15 protein-coding genes and 1 pseudogene are annotated in these 15,070 nt (G+C 66.3%); 6 read left to right on the top strand and 10 right to left on the bottom strand.

Annotation, left to right across the window (positions count from 1 at the left end):
• The first annotated feature begins 40 nt into the window (after nucleotides 1–40).
• On the top strand, nucleotides 41–1,294 hold the full coding sequence (gene bamC, locus AAHB16_RS12490; RefSeq protein ID WP_150372233.1) for an outer membrane protein assembly factor BamC: 1,254 nt from the start codon (nucleotides 41–43) through the stop codon (nucleotides 1,292–1,294).
• Nucleotides 1,295–1,319: 25 nt separating this feature from the next.
• Complete coding sequence (locus AAHB16_RS12495; protein ID WP_150373836.1) at nucleotides 1,320–2,108, top strand: MBL fold metallo-hydrolase; 789 nt, start codon at nucleotides 1,320–1,322, stop codon at nucleotides 2,106–2,108.
• A 155-nt stretch (nucleotides 2,109–2,263) separates the two neighbouring features.
• On the opposite strand, the gene AAHB16_RS12500 is transcribed toward AAHB16_RS12495, so the two are convergent.
• Together AAHB16_RS12500 and AAHB16_RS12505 are read right to left on the bottom strand one after the other, a co-directional pair.
• Entirely contained in the window at nucleotides 2,264–2,509 is a 246-nt protein-coding gene (locus AAHB16_RS12500; protein ID WP_150372232.1) for a hypothetical protein, read from the bottom strand.
• A gap of 236 nt (nucleotides 2,510–2,745) precedes the next feature.
• Nucleotides 2,746–3,954, bottom strand: a complete 1,209-nt coding sequence (locus AAHB16_RS12505) for a cupin domain-containing protein (RefSeq protein WP_342050995.1) — start codon at nucleotides 3,952–3,954, stop codon at nucleotides 2,746–2,748.
• Between the two features lie 11 nt (nucleotides 3,955–3,965).
• Here AAHB16_RS12505 and AAHB16_RS12510 point away from each other — a divergent pair, with 11 nt between their 5' ends.
• Nucleotides 3,966–4,499: an FKBP-type peptidyl-prolyl cis-trans isomerase gene (locus AAHB16_RS12510; protein WP_150372230.1), complete on the top strand. Its 534-nt coding sequence runs from the start codon at nucleotides 3,966–3,968 to the stop codon at nucleotides 4,497–4,499.
• Between the two features lie 72 nt (nucleotides 4,500–4,571).
• Here the strand turns inward: AAHB16_RS12510 and AAHB16_RS12515 are convergent, their stop codons facing one another.
• The 4 genes from AAHB16_RS12515 to AAHB16_RS12530 form a co-directional block, all read right to left on the bottom strand.
• Nucleotides 4,572–5,567, bottom strand: coding sequence for a hypothetical protein (locus AAHB16_RS12515; RefSeq protein ID WP_446718091.1), 996 nt, complete (start codon nucleotides 5,565–5,567; stop codon nucleotides 4,572–4,574).
• A gap of 113 nt (nucleotides 5,568–5,680) precedes the next feature.
• Entirely contained in the window at nucleotides 5,681–8,296 is a 2,616-nt protein-coding gene (mutS, locus tag AAHB16_RS12520) for a DNA mismatch repair protein MutS (RefSeq protein ID WP_342051017.1), read from the bottom strand.
• Nucleotides 8,297–8,545: 249 nt separating this feature from the next.
• A complete protein-coding gene (locus AAHB16_RS12525) occupies nucleotides 8,546–8,794 on the bottom strand; it encodes a hypothetical protein (RefSeq protein WP_342050997.1) in 249 nt (82 codons plus the stop codon).
• Nucleotides 8,795–8,801: 7 nt separating this feature from the next.
• Nucleotides 8,802–9,632, bottom strand: a complete 831-nt coding sequence (locus tag AAHB16_RS12530; RefSeq protein ID WP_342050998.1) for an inositol monophosphatase family protein — start codon at nucleotides 9,630–9,632, stop codon at nucleotides 8,802–8,804.
• 199 nt (nucleotides 9,633–9,831) lie between these two features.
• Here AAHB16_RS12530 and AAHB16_RS12535 point away from each other — a divergent pair, with 199 nt between their 5' ends.
• The 3 genes and pseudogenes from AAHB16_RS12535 to cysE all read left to right on the top strand — a co-directional run bounded on the left by AAHB16_RS12535 (nucleotide 9,832) and on the right by cysE (nucleotide 12,245).
• Nucleotides 9,832–10,695 carry an RNA methyltransferase gene (locus AAHB16_RS12535; RefSeq protein ID WP_342050999.1) on the top strand — a complete coding sequence of 288 codons (864 nt, stop codon included), beginning with the start codon at nucleotides 9,832–9,834 and terminating at the stop codon, nucleotides 10,693–10,695.
• Nucleotides 10,696–10,708: 13 nt separating this feature from the next.
• Nucleotides 10,709–11,212, top strand: a pseudogene (locus AAHB16_RS12540) (PrpF domain-containing protein); the annotation flags it as partial.
• Nucleotides 11,213–11,501: 289 nt separating this feature from the next.
• On the top strand, nucleotides 11,502–12,245 hold the full coding sequence (cysE, locus tag AAHB16_RS12545) for a serine O-acetyltransferase (protein ID WP_150372226.1): 744 nt from the start codon (nucleotides 11,502–11,504) through the stop codon (nucleotides 12,243–12,245).
• A gap of 3 nt (nucleotides 12,246–12,248) precedes the next feature.
• On the opposite strand, the gene AAHB16_RS12550 is transcribed toward cysE, so the two are convergent.
• From AAHB16_RS12550 to AAHB16_RS12565, 4 genes are read right to left on the bottom strand one after another with little or no spacing between them, the layout of a single operon-like run.
• On the bottom strand, nucleotides 12,249–13,016 hold the full coding sequence (locus AAHB16_RS12550; protein ID WP_150372225.1) for a UDP-2,3-diacylglucosamine diphosphatase: 768 nt from the start codon (nucleotides 13,014–13,016) through the stop codon (nucleotides 12,249–12,251).
• Nucleotides 13,017–13,049: 33 nt separating this feature from the next.
• Nucleotides 13,050–13,550, bottom strand: a complete 501-nt coding sequence (locus tag AAHB16_RS12555) for a peptidylprolyl isomerase (protein ID WP_150372224.1) — start codon at nucleotides 13,548–13,550, stop codon at nucleotides 13,050–13,052.
• Between the two features lie 34 nt (nucleotides 13,551–13,584).
• Nucleotides 13,585–14,190, bottom strand: coding sequence for a peptidylprolyl isomerase (locus AAHB16_RS12560; RefSeq protein WP_150372223.1), 606 nt, complete (start codon nucleotides 14,188–14,190; stop codon nucleotides 13,585–13,587).
• A gap of 15 nt (nucleotides 14,191–14,205) precedes the next feature.
• The gene (locus AAHB16_RS12565) at nucleotides 14,206–14,952 is read right to left on the bottom strand and encodes a tetratricopeptide repeat protein (RefSeq protein ID WP_411859784.1); all 747 of its coding nucleotides are present in this window, start codon (nucleotides 14,950–14,952) and stop codon (nucleotides 14,206–14,208) included.
• Between the last annotated feature and the right edge of the window lie 118 nt (nucleotides 14,953–15,070).

Consider the following 15,070-nt stretch of genomic DNA (forward strand, 5'->3'; position numbering starts at 1 on the left):
CCCGACCTGCCGATATCCCGTTGAATAGGATTGTGTGTCAATGAAACTGAAGCTTAACCGCCGTGGCGCGACGCAAGTCGGTCGCCGCGCCGCAGTGGTCGCGCCTGTGCTGGCCATGACCCTGATTGCCGGCTGCAGCAGCATCAACGAAGCGATGCAGCCGGACAAGATCGACTACAAGTCGCAAGGCAAGAAGACCGCGTCGCTCGACGTGCCGCCCGATCTGACCAAGCTCGACGGCGATCGCCGCTACACGGTGCCCGACGCGGCCGGTACGTCCACGCTGTCGACGTACAACCAGGCCAACAAGGTCGCCCGCGAACAGACCGGTACCGAGAACGTGCTGCCGAGCGCGAGCGGTATCCGCATGGAACGCGACGGCAACCAGCGCTGGCTCGTGATCAGCAACGGCATGCGCGCGGACCAGCTGTGGCAGTCGCTGCGCGGCTTCTGGCAGGAGAACGGTTTCCTGCTGGTGCAGGACTCGCCCGAGACCGGCATCATGGAAACGGACTGGGCCGAGAACCGCGCGAAGATCCCGCAGGATTTCATCCGCAACACGATCGGCAAGGTGTTCGACGGCCTGTACTCGACGTCGGAACGCGACAAGTTCCGTACGCGCGTCGAGCGTTCGCAGAACGGCCAGCTCGAAGTGTTCATCAGCCACCGTGGCGCGCAGGAGCAGCTGACCGGCGTGGAGAAGACCCAGACGGTGTGGACCCCGCGTCCGGCCGATCCGGATCTGGAAGCCGAATTCCTCTCGCGTCTCGCGCAGCGCCTGGGCGTGCAGAAGGAAAAGGCCGACCTGATGGCCAAGAACCCGACGCCGGTGGGCAACAGCGCCGCCGCGCAGGCCACCCCGGCCGTGTCGCCCGCGGCGACCGGCATTGGTGCCGTCGCGGCAACCGGTGCGGCCAGCGCCGATGGCGAAAAGTCGTTCCTGTCGCAGGTCAACGGCTCGCCCGCGCTGCAGATCCCCGAGCCGTTCGATCGCGCCTGGCGTTCGGTCGGCCTGTCGCTGGACCGCGTGAACTTCACGGTGGAAGATCGCGATCGCGCGCAGGGCCTGTACTACGTGCGCTACGTCGATCCGCGCTCCGAAGTGGATAGCCGCGGTTTCTTCTCGCGCATCTTCTCGAAGGCCAACGACGGCAAGACCGCGAAGAAGTATCGCGTCGCGCTGAAGGGCAACGGCACGGGCACCACGGTGACCGTGCAGAACGATGCGGGCCAGCCGGAGAACACCGAGATCGGCAAGCGCATCCTGTCCCTGCTGGACGAGCAGCTGCACTGATGGCGACTGTCGTGCGAGCGCATCGATGATGCGCTTTGCTTTTTTGGGTAGCGGCAGCGAGGGCAACTCGCTGCTGATCGAGTCGTTCGACGGCACGCGCACGACGCGCGTGCTGCTCGACTGCGGCTTCGGTATCCGCGAGACCGCCCGGCGGCTCGAACGCCTCGGCGTGACGCCCGATCAGCTCGACGGCCTGCTCGTGACGCACGAGCACGGCGATCACATCGGGTCTGCCTATTCCTTCGCCGCCAAGCATCGCTTGCCGGTCTACACGAGTCACGGTACCTGGATGGCCACGTCGCATCTGCGTGGCGCCGATGTCGCCGACGTGCGCGTGTGCTGCGCCGATCGCGGGTTCGACATCGAGGGGTTGCACGTGCAGCCCTACACGGTGCCGCACGATGCGCGCGAGCCGCTGCAGTTCGTGCTGACCGATGGCGACGCGCGGCTCGGTGTGCTGACCGACGCGGGCATGGAAACGCCGTATGTGATCGCGAAGCTCGCGGGCGTGGATTCGCTCGTGCTCGAGTGCAATCACGACCGCGAGATGCTGCGCAACTCGGCGTATCCGTACTCGCTCAAGCGGCGCATCGGCGGAGATTTCGGCCATCTGGCCAACGAGATTGCCGCGAGTATCCTGCAGCAAGTGCAACATGGCGGACTGCGCCGCGTGGTTGCCGCGCATCTGAGCAAGCAGAACAATACCCCCGAGCTTGCGGCGGGCGCGCTTGCCGAGGTGTTGGGTGCCGCGCTTGAAGATATTCTGATTGCCGATCAGGAGCTGGGGCTCGGATGGCAGCCGGTGCGGGATTGAGAACCGCATCGCGCGCAAAATGAAAGCCAGTTGAAAGGTTAATCAAACGGCAGTATGCGGGGCGAATGCGAGTGTCGAATGCGAGCGTCGAGCGAGGCGAGGCAGGAAACAAAAAAGCCGGCTTAAAGCCGGCTTTTTTGTTCGGAACGAACCGATTACTGCTTGGCTGCGGGAGCCGAAGCGTCAGCGGCCGGAGCCGATGCGTCAGCAGCCGGGGCTTCAGCAGCGGGAGCCGAAGCGTCAGCAGCCGGAGCAGCGGCGGGAGCCGATGCGTCAGCGGCAGGAGCAGCAGCAGCCGGAGCTGCGGTGTCAGCGGCCGGAGCGGCAGCTTCTTCCTTCTTGCCGCAAGCGGCGAGAGCAACAGCGGCCAGCAGGGAAGCGATCAGGAGAGACTTCTTCATTGTTCGTCCTTTAACTTTTATAAAACCAAAACAGGCGATGAATAATTACCGGTAATTATCGCTCTTCAACTGCAAAATCTTCTTCCGCAGCTGCCAGAAGCAAAAGCTGAGGCTGTTCTCAAACTGCCTATCTGCAGATATGCAGCGGTACACAGTACCAGCCAGCGGGCGATTATATCCGCGTTTTCCCGGCTTGTGTACAGGCGAAATTATACGGTTCGCTTTGTTACGACTTATTACACCCGTGCTGGCAATAGTTGCAACCAGCCCTCCATCGTCCAGTCATGGAACGTGTCGAGAAGGTCGGGCAGCGGCGCGCACGCCGTCACCTCTTCAGGCGTCAGGCAACGCTTGTCGGCAAGCCGACGCAGCCATTTGGCCAACGCCGCGGGCGGCTCGTACGCTTCCCCGTTGAGGAAGAAATGTGTCTTGTCGTAGAGCGCTATCGAAGCAGGAGCAAGGACTACGCCATGTGACTGCGCGAGCCTGGCGTACTTGCGCGCGGTGAGTTCGGCGACCTCCGCGAACTCGACACCTGGCTTGGGTTCCGACAGATGCGTGCCGAGGAATTCGGACACCATGCCGGGGGTCCAGCGCATGGCCGCAAGACGCTCGGCCACGGCGCGCGTGAGATTGGCGGGCAGTTGCGCGGGATGCACGGTGGCGGCTTCACCCGCGTCCGTATAGCGGCCGGAGAGGTCCTCGTTGTCTTCCACGGTTTCCGACAGCCACGCCAGGAAGTGACCCGCGAGTTCGCGGAATGCGGGCGCGCGGAAGCCGATGGACGCGGTCATGCATTCGCCCTCGGCCACGCCGTCGTGCGCATATTGCGGCGGCAGATAGAGCATGTCGCCGGGCTCGAGCACGAACTCTTCTTCCGCGGTGAAGTCGGAAAGAATCTTGAGCGGCAGATTGGGCACGAGATCGAGCTTCGTCTGCGACGAGATACGCCAGCGGCGCCGGCCCGAGACTTGCAGCAGGAATACGTCGTACGAATCGAAGTGCGGACCGACGCCGCCGCCATCGGTGGCGTAACTGATCATCACGTCGTCGAGCCGCGCGTCGGGAATGAAGCGGAACTGGCTCATGAGTTCCGCGGCGGCCAGGCTGTGCAGATTCACGCCCTGAACCAGCAGCGACCATTGGCGCGTCTTGCGCGAAGGCAGGTTCTCTTCGGCGAACGGGCCGTGGTCGAGCTTCCAGCGGTTGCGAAAGTACGACACCATGCGTGACTCGACGTCATCGCGATCGGCCAGCGAAAAAAGCGCTTCGCGCGACACCGGTGGCACGATTCCCGGCACAGCCTGTCGAATCAGTAGCGGTTTGCGGTGCCAGACGTCGCGCATGAATGCCGCGGGCGTCAAGCCGCCGAGAAGTGGGAGCGGCGCATCGGGATCAATGGGGCCCGCAGGCAAGGCCTGCGCGTATAATGCGGAATCGCTCATGGAGTCAAGAATTGAAAATCGCTAAGAACACGGTGGTGTCCGTGGTGTACAAGCTCTCGGACGCGCAGGGCAATCTGATCGAGGAATCGGACGACCCGATGGTCTATTTGCACGGCGGCTATGATGGCACGTTCCCCAAGATCGAGGAAGCGCTCGACGGCCACGACGCAGGTTTCGAGACGCAACTGCAGCTCGAGCCCGAAGATGCGTTCGGCGATTACGATGCCGAGCTCGTCAAGGTGGAGCCGCGCGATCGTTTCCCCGAGCCGCTCGAAGTGGGCATGCAGTTCGAAGGCGTGCCCGAGGATGGCGACGAGGATGATTCCATCGTCTACACGGTGACGGACGTGGCCGAAGACAAGGTCGTGCTCGACGGCAATCATCCGCTGGCCGGCATGGCGCTGCGTTTCTACCTGAAGGTTGCCGACGTGCGCGAAGCCACCGCCGACGAAGTCGAGCACGGTCACGCGCACGGCGCGTCGGGCGTCGAAGTCGTCGATGACGACGAGGACGATGGCGACAGCGGCCGTCACACGCTTCATTGAGCCCATGCACTGAGCGGAAGCAGTACCTGCAAAAAAGCCGGCCTAGCGCCGGCTTTTTTGTTGCCTTGTTGCCTAGTCCTTCGGGCCGTCCTGCAGCCGCACCTGGAATACCGACTTCGTGCCCGGCGTCACCATCAGCTCTGTCCACTGCGTGGGCGTGCCCACCGGCAGCGACACACGCGTGAAGTTGGCGACGATCTTGCCCGCGTTGTCGCGCAGCGGCTTGTCGACGCTGAAGCCGCCGAGGCTCGCATGCACGAGCAGGACCTGGCCGTCGAAGTGCGCGCTTAACTCGCGTAGCTGCTTCTTGAACTCGAGGTAGCCGTCGCGCGATCCGTGCCGCAGAAAGCCGTCGAGAATCGAAGGCTTGCCGCGTTTTTCCCAGCCGTTGCCGAACTGCGGATCGCCGTGGACGACGACGACCACGCCCGCGAGGTCGCGCTGTTCGGCGATCGAGAATGCGCGCGACAGCCATTGGCGGTTTGCTTCGCGACGATCTTCGAACTCGCTGTTGCGGCCGCCTTCGGTGCGGTAGTGGTTGTTGTCGCCGGGCACGTTGAGGCCGACCACAAGCACGTTGCCCGTGACCAGGCGCGCGTTCTCGCGAAAGCTGCGGAACAGCGCCTGATCCGATTGCCGCACGACGGGCAGCGTGCGGCGGCCCAGCGTGGCATCGGCGGGGAAGAACAGCTCCCGCAGGCGATTGAGCCGTTCGACCGCATCGAACTGGCCGTTGATCGGGTGCTGGCATTCGGCCCAGTCGGTCTCTCCCGGCACGAAGAGCAGGGGTACCGGCGAGTCGTCGAGCAGGCGTTCGCGCGAGGACAGCAGGGCGTCGCCGCAAGATTCCGTATCGCCCTTGATGCCGCCCGCGTGGATGACCAGATCGACCTGGCGGTTGCCGAGCTGATTGAGCAGTGTGGCGGTTTCCGCTTCGGCCGCGGGCCACTGCGGGACGTCGGCGAGTAGCGCGATGCGCAGTGGCTTGACGGTGGGGGCGGGGGGCGGTGCGACCCTGGATGTGCTGGCGGCGAGCGCGGGGAGGGGGGTGAGCACTGGCCCTGTCATCGCGAGCGTCAGCAGCGACGCGCATGCCGCGCGTCGCGCCTGCGACGGGATGCACGACATGACGCGCGACATGAGGCGCGACATGAGTCCCGGCCGCCGTGATGCGAACATGATCAGCCGTTGCCCTCGGACAACGCCTTGAGCCGGTACAGCGCGTCGAGCGCATCGCGCGGCGTCAGGCGGTCCGGATCGATATCGAGCAGCGCATCGAGCGCCGCGGCCTGCGCGGGCGACACGGTATCGGTATTGCCGTACGCGTGATCGTGGCCGTCGCCCGCGTCGTCGTCCTCGGGCGGCGTGGCCGGTGCCGCGAACAGGTCCATCTGCGGCGTGGGCGTGGCGTCGGCCGATTGCTGCTCGAGCCATGCCAGATGCTTGCGCGCGGCGCGGATGACCGGTTGCGGCACGCCGGCCAGCTGCGCGACCTGCAGGCCGTAACTCTGGCTCGCGGGGCCATCCTGTACCGCGTGCAGGAACACGATGCCATCGCCGTGTTCGACGGCAGACAGGTGCACGTTGGCGGCCTGCGGGAATTCCTGCGGCAGTTGCGTGAGCTCGAAGTAGTGCGTGGCGAACAGCGTATGGCTGCGGTTGTGCGTCAGCAGATGGCGCGCGATGGCCCATGCCAGCGCAAGGCCATCGAACGTCGAGGTGCCGCGGCCGATCTCGTCCATCAGCACGAGGCTTGCCGGTGTGGCGTGATGGAGAATGCCGGCGGCTTCGGTCATCTCGACCATGAACGTCGAGCGGCCACCCGCCAGATCGTCGGCCGCGCCGATACGCGTGAAGATGCGGTCGATCGGGCCGATGACCGCGCGGCGCGCGGGCACCCATGCGCCGACGCACGCGAGCAGCACGATCAGCGCGGTCTGGCGCATGAACGTCGACTTACCGCCCATGTTCGGGCCCGTGATCAGCAGCAGCTTGCGCGCTTCGTTCAGCTGCGCGTCGTTGGCGATAAACGCCACCGATTCCGCGGCCAGCTGGCCCTCCACCACGGGGTGGCGGCCCTGCACGATGTCGATCACGTTCTCGCCGACGCGTTCGGGCTGCGTCCAGTCGAGCGTCTGCGCGCGCTCGGCCAGTGCGGCGATCACGTCGAGCCGGGCAAGGGCGCCGGCCACGCGCTGCAGGCCGCCGATATGCGGCAGCAGTTGCTGCAGCAGCGCGTCGTACAGCAGCTTCTCGCGCGCCAGCGCGCGGTCCTGCGCGGACAGTGCCTTGTCCTCGAACGATTTCAGTTCCGGCGTGATATAGCGCTCGGCATTCTTGAGCGTCTGGCGGCGGCGATAGTCGTCGGGCACCTTGTCGGCCTGCCCGTTGGTGACCTCGATATAGAAGCCATGCACGCGGTTGTATTCGACGCGCAGGTTCGCGATGCCCGTGCGCGCGCGTTCGCGCGTTTCCAGGTCGATCAGGAACTGGCCGCAGTTTTCCGAGATATCGCGCAGTTCGTCGAGGTCTGCATCGTAGCCGCGCGCAATCACGCCGCCGTCGCGCACGACGGTCGAAGGTTCCTCGGCCACGGCACGCACGAGCAGGTCCAGGCAGTCCTGCGGCACGGCAAGGTCGCCGACGGTCTGCACGAGCAGCGGGGCCGCGTCGTCGAGCGTGACGCTGGCCTGGACTTCCGGCAATGCACGCAGCGTGTCGCGCAGCGAAGACAGGTCGCGCGGCCGCGCCGACAGCAGCGCGAGCCGCGACGTGATGCGTTCGACGTCGGCCAGCCGGCGCAGCACGCCGCGCACGCGGTCCGGGCCCTGCGAGATCAGCGCGCCGATGGCCTGCTGGCGCGCTTGCGGAATCGCGGTGTCGCGCAGCGGATGATGGAGCCAGTGGCGCAGCGCGCGGCTGCCCATCGTCGTGGCGCAGGTATCGAGCAGCGAGAACAGCGTGGGCGATTCGCCGCCGCGCAGCGTCTCCGTCAGTTCGAGGTTGCGGCGCGTGGCGGTGTCGAGGCCGATGAACTCCGATTCGCGCTCCACCAGTACGCCCTGCACGTGGCGCAGCGACTGGCCTTGCGTGGTGGCGGCATAGTTGAGCAGGGCGCCCGCGGCGCCGAGCGCGGCACCGAGGCCCGCGCAGCCGAACGGTTCGAGGCTGGCCACACCGATCTGCTCGCGCAGGCGGCGCGTGCCCGCGTCCTGATCGAAGTGCCATTCCGGCAGGCGGGTGCGCGCGCAGGCGAGTTGCGGCAGGTCGATGCCGTCGGCATGCAGGAGTTCGGCGGGGCGGATGCGCTCGAGCTCGCGCGCGAGCTGCGCGGCCTCGCATTCCATCAGGCGCAGTTCGCCGCTCGCGAGATTGAGCCAGGCGAGGCCCGTCTTGCTGACGCCGCGGCGCGTGGTCTGCTGGTGCACGGCCATCAGGAACGTGTCGACCTTGTCCGGCAGCAGCGCGGCGTCGGTCAGCGTGCCGGGCGTGACGATGCGCACGACCTTGCGCTCCACCGGACCCTTGCTCGTGGCCGGATCGCCAATCTGCTCGCAGATCGCCACGGATTCGCCAAGCTTCACGAGCTTGGCAAGGTATTGGTCTACGGAATGAAACGGAATGCCGGCCATGCGGATCGGCACACCGCCGGACTGCCCGCGCGAGGTCAGCGTGATATCGAGCAGACGCGCGGCCTTCTCGGCGTCGTCATGAAACAGCTCGTAGAAATCGCCCATCCGGTAGAACAGCAGCGTGTCCGGGTGGTCGGCCTTGAGACGCAGGTACTGCTGCATCATCGGCGTGTGCTGCTTGTCCTTGGCGGACGCTACCCGCTTGGCATCGTTCGCGGCAACCTCGGCGTCGCCGAGGTCTTCTTCTTCGTTGCGTTGGGATAGGGCTTCAGCAGACATGCATTCCTCTCGGGCGGCCACGCGCCATGGGGCGGGCCGCCTGTCAGTCAGGATAAAACGCGCATTTTACTGCCTGCGGCGTCGAATGCCTTGATCCTGTGCGCGACTTTTACGAGAGACAGGTACGCGGAACGCTTATTCGGCGCGGGGCGCCGTGAGCTTTTTCGCGCTGGCCAGCACCGCCAGCACTTCCGCGCTGAACACCTCCGGCACTTCTTCGGGGATGTTGGGGGAGGTCAGGGCGTTGCGGCCCGCCTCGGCGAGCGCCGTGAGCAGGCCGTCGAGGTCCCGTTTGCTGTCGCGGGCGATCAGCGCAAACGCGAGCGAGAGCATCTCGCGGTGGGCCTGGATGATCGCCATGTAGGGCGTGGCGTTGTTTTCCATACGGGTATCAGATAGCGGGCGTGGAGGGCTTGGCGTTGTCGAGCGAGAACGGCGTCAGCAGGCGAACCATCTGGGCAAAGGCCTTCGGGTTGCCGGCGAGGATCTCGCCCTGTTCGATCTGGCGCGCTTCGCCGGCATAGTTGCCGACCAGGCCGCCCGCTTCGGTGATGAGCAGCATGCCGGCGGCCATGTCCCACGGCTTGAGGCCGCGCTCGAAGAAGCCGTCCAGACGGCCGCAGGCCACGTAGGCGAGGTCCAGCGCGGCGGCGCCGGGGCGGCGCAGGCCCGCGCAGCTGCGCGTCATCAGCGCGAACATCTCGAGGTATTCGTCCATGCCTTCGAGGTCACGGAACGGGAAGCCCGTGCCGATCAGGCAGTCGGCCAGCTTGTCGCGGCGCGTGACGCGGATGCGGCGGTTGTTCAGGAAGGCGCCGGCGCCCTTGGTCGCGGTGAAGAGTTCGTCGCGCGTCGGGTCGTAGACCACGGCCTGCACGGGCTGACCCTTGTGCAGCTGGCCGATGGACACCGCATATTGCGGAAAGCCGTGGATGAAGTTGGTGGTGCCGTCGAGCGGGTCGATGACCCAGGTGTATTCGTGGTCGGTCAGCTCGCCTTCGGTCCAGGACTGGCCCGACTCTTCCGCTAGAATGGCGTGCTCCGGGTAGGCGGTGCGGATGATCTCGATGATCGCGGCCTCGGCGGCGCGGTCTACTTCGGTCACGAAGTCGTTGTGTTGCTTGCGGGAAACCCGCACCAGATCGACGTCGATCGAAGCGCGGTTGATGATGGAACCCGCCTTGCGGGCCGCCTTGACGGCGATATTGAGCATCGGATGCATGAATCTCTCCAGGCCGGTGCGGATCGCGATCGCAGCGCGGCGGCAACACAACGAATTGTCGAAGAACGAACGACGTGGCCATGTGGCCGCGTCGGCAATGAAGGCTGCATTGTACAGGACGCCAGCCGATGACACACGGGGCCGTTGCGCCCCGGTTCTTGCCCACATGAATTCAGAAAGCCAATCTTCCTCCGCTGCCATGACCGACCCCGCCGGGAGTGCCGCATCCGACATTTTCGGGCGCGTGCGCTTCGTGCTCGTGGAGACGAGCCACCCCGGCAACGTCGGCTCGGTCGCGCGCGCCATCAAGACGATGGGGTTTGGCGACACGCCGGGGAGCCTGGTGCTGGTGTCGCCGCGCGAGCCGGATGTGCTGACCCATCCGGACGCGGTTGCCATGGCGAGCGGGGCCGACGACGTGCTTGCGCGCGCCCATATCGTGGACAGTATCGAGCCCGCGCTGACCGGCGCCAGCCTGACCGTGGCGATGACCGCGCGCCAGCGCGAGTTCGCCCCGCCGCGGCTGCTGCCGCGCGACGCGGCCGCGCAGGCCCGCGCGCTGCTCGCGGGCGCCGCCCCGTTTGGCGCGACCACAGCCGGCGTGGCCTTCGTGTTCGGCAACGAGCGCTACGGCCTGCCGAACGACGTGGTCGAGCGTTGCTCGGCGGTCACGCATATCCCGGCCAACCCGGCCTATGCCTCGCTGAACCTCGCGCAGGCCGTGCAGCTGATCGCCTACGAGATGCGCCTCGCCTTGCTGGAGGCGGGTCAGGCGCCCGCGGCGGTGGCGCACGGTGCGCTCAATATCGGCTATGCTGGTGAGCCCGCCACGGCGGAGCAGATCGAGTCGATGTTCGATCATCTGCAGACGGGCCTGGTCGCGATCGGGTTTCTCGATCCGGACAACCCGCGCAAGCTGATGCCGCGGCTGAGGCGGTTACTGGCCCGCAGCGGGCTGGAACGCGAGGAAGTGAATATCCTGCGAGGCGTCGCGCGGCATATGCTGCGCGTCGGCGATCGCAAGGCAGGGGACAACAAGGCGGGCGACGAGCAGGATCTGTAAAGGAGCGAGAAGCGTGGCGGAGATTCCGGCGTACTACATGCGAGGCGGCACGAGCAAGGGCATGTTCTTTCTGGCGGACGATCTGCCGAAGGATGCCGAAGCCCGCGATGCACTGCTGCTTCGCGTCATCGGTTCGCCCGACCCGTATGCGCGCCATGCCGACGGCATGGGCGGCGCCACCGCCAGCACGAGCAAGGTCGCGCTCGTGCGAGCCTCGCGTCGCGAAGACTGCGATATCGAATTCGTGTTTGGCGCCGTGTCGGTCGATGCCGCGCATATCGACTGGACCGCGAACTGCGGCGATCTGCTCGCCGCGGCCGGTCCGTTCGCGATCTGGCGCGGCTTTGTGCCCGCGCGCGATGGCGGCGCCACCGTGCGCATCTGGCACGCCAATGTCGGCCAGACCATCCATTCCCATGTGCCCTGCCGCAATGGCCATCCGGTGGAGTCGGGCGAGTTCAGCGAGGACGGCGTGCCGTTTCCCTGCGCGGAGATCGTGCTCGCCTACCAGGACCCGCCCGAGGTCGTGCATCACAGTGCGCGGCGCCTGATGACGGGCATCGTGCACGTGCCGGAGCGATGTTGAGCGCGCATGCGCGAATGTCCCTGACAGCGTCAGGGCTCGGCGTCGGGCGGGCAAATCTCTTACACTCCTTGATCCTGCGCTGACCCTGGCCGCTGATTCACCCCCACTCAGACCGGCCAACGACCATGCCGGCGATCGCCCGCAGCGGTGCCTCGGACCTTCGTTCCGATGGACGCCGCGTGCCGCGCGGCGCACGGCACGGCATCACGACAAGACAAAGATGTTCACACGCCTGAAGGAAGATATCGACTCGATCATGCTGCGCGACCCTGCCGCGCGCAGCCGCCTCGAGGTCCTCACCTGCTACCCCGGCCTTCACGCCGTCCTGTTTCATCGCGTGGCGCATGCCTGCTGGCGCGCGGGCCTTCATTGGCTTGGCCGCTGGATTTCGCACTGGTCGCGCTTTCTCACCGGCATCGAGATCCATCCGGCCGTCCGCATGGGCCGCCGCGTGTTCATCGATCACGGCATGGGCGTCGTCATTGGCGAGACCGCCGAGATCGGCGACGACTGCACGATCTACCAGGGCGTGACGCTCGGCGGTACGTCGCTCTACAAGGGCCAGAAGCGGCATCCGACGCTCGGACCCGGCGTCGTGGTCAGCGCGGGCGCCAAGGTGCTCGGGGGCTTTGAAGTGGGCGCGGGGGCGCGCGTGGGATCGAACGCAGTGGTGCTCAAGCCGGTACCGCCGGGCGCGACCGCCGTCGGTATCCCGGCGCGGATCATCCTGCCCGATGCGCCGACGCAACAGCAGGGGGCCAGGCAGGAGTTCTCGGCATACGGCATCACGCCCAATGCGGACGATCCGGTATCGCTCGCGCTCAAGAGCCTGATCGACAATGCCGCGCAGCAGGACGAACGCATCAAGTCCGTGCTGGCCGCGCTCGACCGGCTGGGCGAGCACCTCGAGAACACGCCCAACGATCGCTTCGATGCGAGTGAGCTGCGCAGCCTGATGAAATAAGGCCTAGTCGGCCTGACTGAGTTCGGTGAACCCGTTCGCGTCCAGCTGAAGCACGGCCGCGCGCGGGTTGCGGGTATCGAGGTCCCAGTCGGTCAGCACCCAGCGATCGTTCTCGCCATGCTGGTGATGCGCGGGACGATGCGTGTGGCCATGCACGACGGTATGCGTGCCGGTGGCCGCAAGCAGGGCATCCACCGCCGCCGGCGTGGCATCGCCATACATGACCTGATGCGTACGGCTCGCCTCGCTGTCCGCGCGCAGCCGGCGCGCCACGCCCAGCCGCATCGACAGCGGCATGGCCAGGAACAGCCGTTGCACCCAGCGCTTGCGCGTCCAGAGGCGAAAGCGGTTGTAGCGTTCGTCGTCGAGGCACAGCATGTCGCCATGGCTCAGCGCCACGCGCCGGCCGCCGCAGACGACGACGGCGGGATCGGGCAGCAGCGTGGCCCCGGCCGCGGCGGCAAAGCGCCTGCCGAGCAGGAAGTCGCGGTTGCCGTGCATCAGGTACACGGGCACGCCGCAGGTGGTCAGGCGACGCAGCAGCTGCGCGATATCGCGCGCGAACGGCGTGTTCAGCGCGTCGTCGCCGACCCAGAATTCGAAGAAATCGCCGAGGATGAACAGCGCGCGCGCATTGGCGGCCGCACGGTCGAGCAGGCGCTCGAACGCGGCGCGCGTGCGCGGCATGCCTTCGGTCAGATGAAGGTCCGAAACGAACCACGCCGGCGCCGGCACCTCGATCGGTGCGGCCACCGGCGTGAAATCAAGCATCTCTGATGTCGATACTTGCAAGGCGGGTCGCGATTACTCGAGGACCACGGCCTTCTGGATCACGACGTCCTCGAGCGGCACGTCCTGATGGAAGCCCGAGCTGCCCGTGCGCACGCCCTTGATCGCGTCGACGATCTCGGTGCCTTCGCTCACCTTGCCGAACACGGCATAGCCGAAGCCCTGCGGCGTGGGCGCGGTGAAGTTCAGGAAGTCGTTATCCACCACGTTGATGAAGAACTGGGCCGTGGCCGAGTGGGGCGCGTTGGTACGGGCCATCGCCACCGAGTAGCGCTCGTTCTTCAGGCCGTTGCCGGCTTCGTTCTCGATCGGCGCGTCGGTGTCCTTCTGCTTCATGCCGGGCTCGAAACCGCCGCCCTGGATCATGAAGTTCTTGATGACGCGATGGAAGATCGTGTTGTCGTAGTGACCCTTGCGCACGTACGCGAGGAAGTTTTCCACGGTCTTGGGCGCCTTGGCTTCGTCGAGTTCGATGACGATATTGCCCTGGTTGGTCTGCAGCTGGACTTTGCTCATGGTATTCCTCTGTTCGTAGCCGGCGAGGCCGGCATTACTTGGTGACGATGGTGGCCGATTCGATGACGACCGGCGCGGCCGGCACGTTGCGCATCGAACCGTAGGCCGTGGTCGGTACGGTCTTGATCTTGTCGATCGTGTCCATGCCGTCCACCACCTTGCCGAAGACGGCGTACCCGTTGCCATCGGGCTGCGGGTAGTCGAGGTTCGGATTATCCACCACATTGACGAAGAACTGCGCCGTGGCCGAATTCGGATTCGACGTCCGCGCCATCGCCACGGTGCCGGCAGTGTTCTTCAGGCCATTCTGCGACTCGAGCGGAATGGGCGCGCGCGTGGGCTTTTCCTTCATGTCGCGGTCGAAGCCGCCGCCCTGCACCATGAAGCCGTTGATCACGCGATGGAACGTGGTGCCGGCGTAGAAGCCGCTGCGCACGTACTCGAGGAAGTTCGCGACGGTCTTCGGTGCGGCGTCGGGGTACACCTCCACCGTGAAATTGCCCTTGTTGGTGACAAATTGCACGCGTTCGGTCTTTTGCGTCGCAGCAGCCGACGCGCCTTGCGCGAGCGCGGCAAACGGGGACAGGGCAACGGTGGCGGCCGCGAGGCCGGCGAGCACGATGCGGCGGGAAACGGTCATGAACGTAACTCCGGTTTAACGATTATCCGATTTGGCAGGCTTGCGGGGCGCCTTCGACGAAGATTTCGGCGCGGGCGTGGCGGCCGGTGCCGAGGCCGGCGCGGCGTCGGCGCTGCTATCCGACCCGCCTGCCGGGGCGCTCTCGCGCACGTGACGCAGCGACTCGGCCGCGCGCGCGTCGCCGGGGTTGCGGCGCAGCGCGTTGTTGTAGGCCTGCTCGGCCATGCGGCGGTACACGTCGCCCAGATTCGTATAGGCGACGCCGAAGTCCGGACGCGCCTCGATCGCGAGCAGCAGTTCGGACTCGGCGCGCTTGAGGTCGCCGCGCTTGGCGTACAGCAGGGCGAGGTTGTTGTGCGGCTCGGGCAGTTCGGGGAAGTCCTGCGCCATTTCGGCAAACGCGCGCATCGCCTCGTCCTCGCGGCCGGACTGCGCCAGCGCCCAGGCGCGCTCGAAGCGGGCCTGCGCATTGCGCGGATTGGTCGCGAGCACACGATCGAACGCCGCCACCGCGTCGCTGTAGCGCTTTTCGCGCAGCGCCTTCTCGGCGGGCACCATGCCGGGGTCCTTCGACACCGGGCCGGTGGCCGGCGCCGGCGGCGGCTGCAGCGAGAGCGGGCCATTCTGCGCGGCGGCGGGCTGCGCGGCGAAGGCCGCCAGCATGGCAAGCGTCGCGGCCACGCGCGCGAACGGCGCGGCGGAATATCGACCGCCAGCGGCTGAGGGTCGACCGGCGGTCGAGGTAGGCAGAGGCAAGCTCATGTAAGTGCGGTCCGTTATACTCCGCGGCATTCTAGCAAAGGGCGGCCGTCCCCCCGCACAAGGCCGTTCCGGTAAGATAGGCGCCTCGACGCAGGTCCCGCGGTTTCACCACTGAACT

This window comes from Cupriavidus sp. OTU4054, assembly GCF_038440175.1.
Taxonomy (GTDB): domain Bacteria; phylum Pseudomonadota; class Gammaproteobacteria; order Burkholderiales; family Burkholderiaceae; genus Cupriavidus; species Cupriavidus pauculus_D.

Bases quoted from the DNA above. Each gene is read 5' to 3' on its own strand.
- AAHB16_RS12535 (WP_342050999.1), top strand. From the start codon at position 9,832: ATGACCGACCCCGCCGGGAGTGCCGCATCCGACATTTTCGGGCGCGTG.
- AAHB16_RS12555 (WP_150372224.1), bottom strand. From the start codon at position 13,550: ATGAGCAAAGTCCAGCTGCAGACCAACCAGGGCAATATCGTCATCGAA.
- AAHB16_RS12565 (WP_411859784.1), bottom strand. From the start codon at position 14,952: ATGAGCTTGCCTCTGCCTACCTCGACCGCCGGTCGACCCTCAGCCGCT.
- cysE (WP_150372226.1), top strand. From the start codon at position 11,502: ATGTTCACACGCCTGAAGGAAGATATCGACTCGATCATGCTGCGCGAC.
- AAHB16_RS12515 (WP_446718091.1), bottom strand. From the start codon at position 5,567: ATGACAGGGCCAGTGCTCACCCCCCTCCCCGCGCTCGCCGCCAGCACA.
- AAHB16_RS12500 (WP_150372232.1), bottom strand. From the start codon at position 2,509: ATGAAGAAGTCTCTCCTGATCGCTTCCCTGCTGGCCGCTGTTGCTCTC.
- AAHB16_RS12495 (WP_150373836.1), top strand. From the start codon at position 1,320: ATGATGCGCTTTGCTTTTTTGGGTAGCGGCAGCGAGGGCAACTCGCTG.
- AAHB16_RS12530 (WP_342050998.1), bottom strand. From the start codon at position 9,632: ATGCATCCGATGCTCAATATCGCCGTCAAGGCGGCCCGCAAGGCGGGT.
- AAHB16_RS12560 (WP_150372223.1), bottom strand. From the start codon at position 14,190: ATGACCGTTTCCCGCCGCATCGTGCTCGCCGGCCTCGCGGCCGCCACC.
- mutS (WP_342051017.1), bottom strand. From the start codon at position 8,296: ATGATGCAGCAGTACCTGCGTCTCAAGGCCGACCACCCGGACACGCTG.
- AAHB16_RS12525 (WP_342050997.1), bottom strand. From the start codon at position 8,794: ATGGAAAACAACGCCACGCCCTACATGGCGATCATCCAGGCCCACCGC.
- AAHB16_RS12505 (WP_342050995.1), bottom strand. From the start codon at position 3,954: ATGAGCGATTCCGCATTATACGCGCAGGCCTTGCCTGCGGGCCCCATT.
- AAHB16_RS12550 (WP_150372225.1), bottom strand. From the start codon at position 13,016: ATGCTTGATTTCACGCCGGTGGCCGCACCGATCGAGGTGCCGGCGCCG.
- bamC (WP_150372233.1), top strand. From the start codon at position 41: ATGAAACTGAAGCTTAACCGCCGTGGCGCGACGCAAGTCGGTCGCCGC.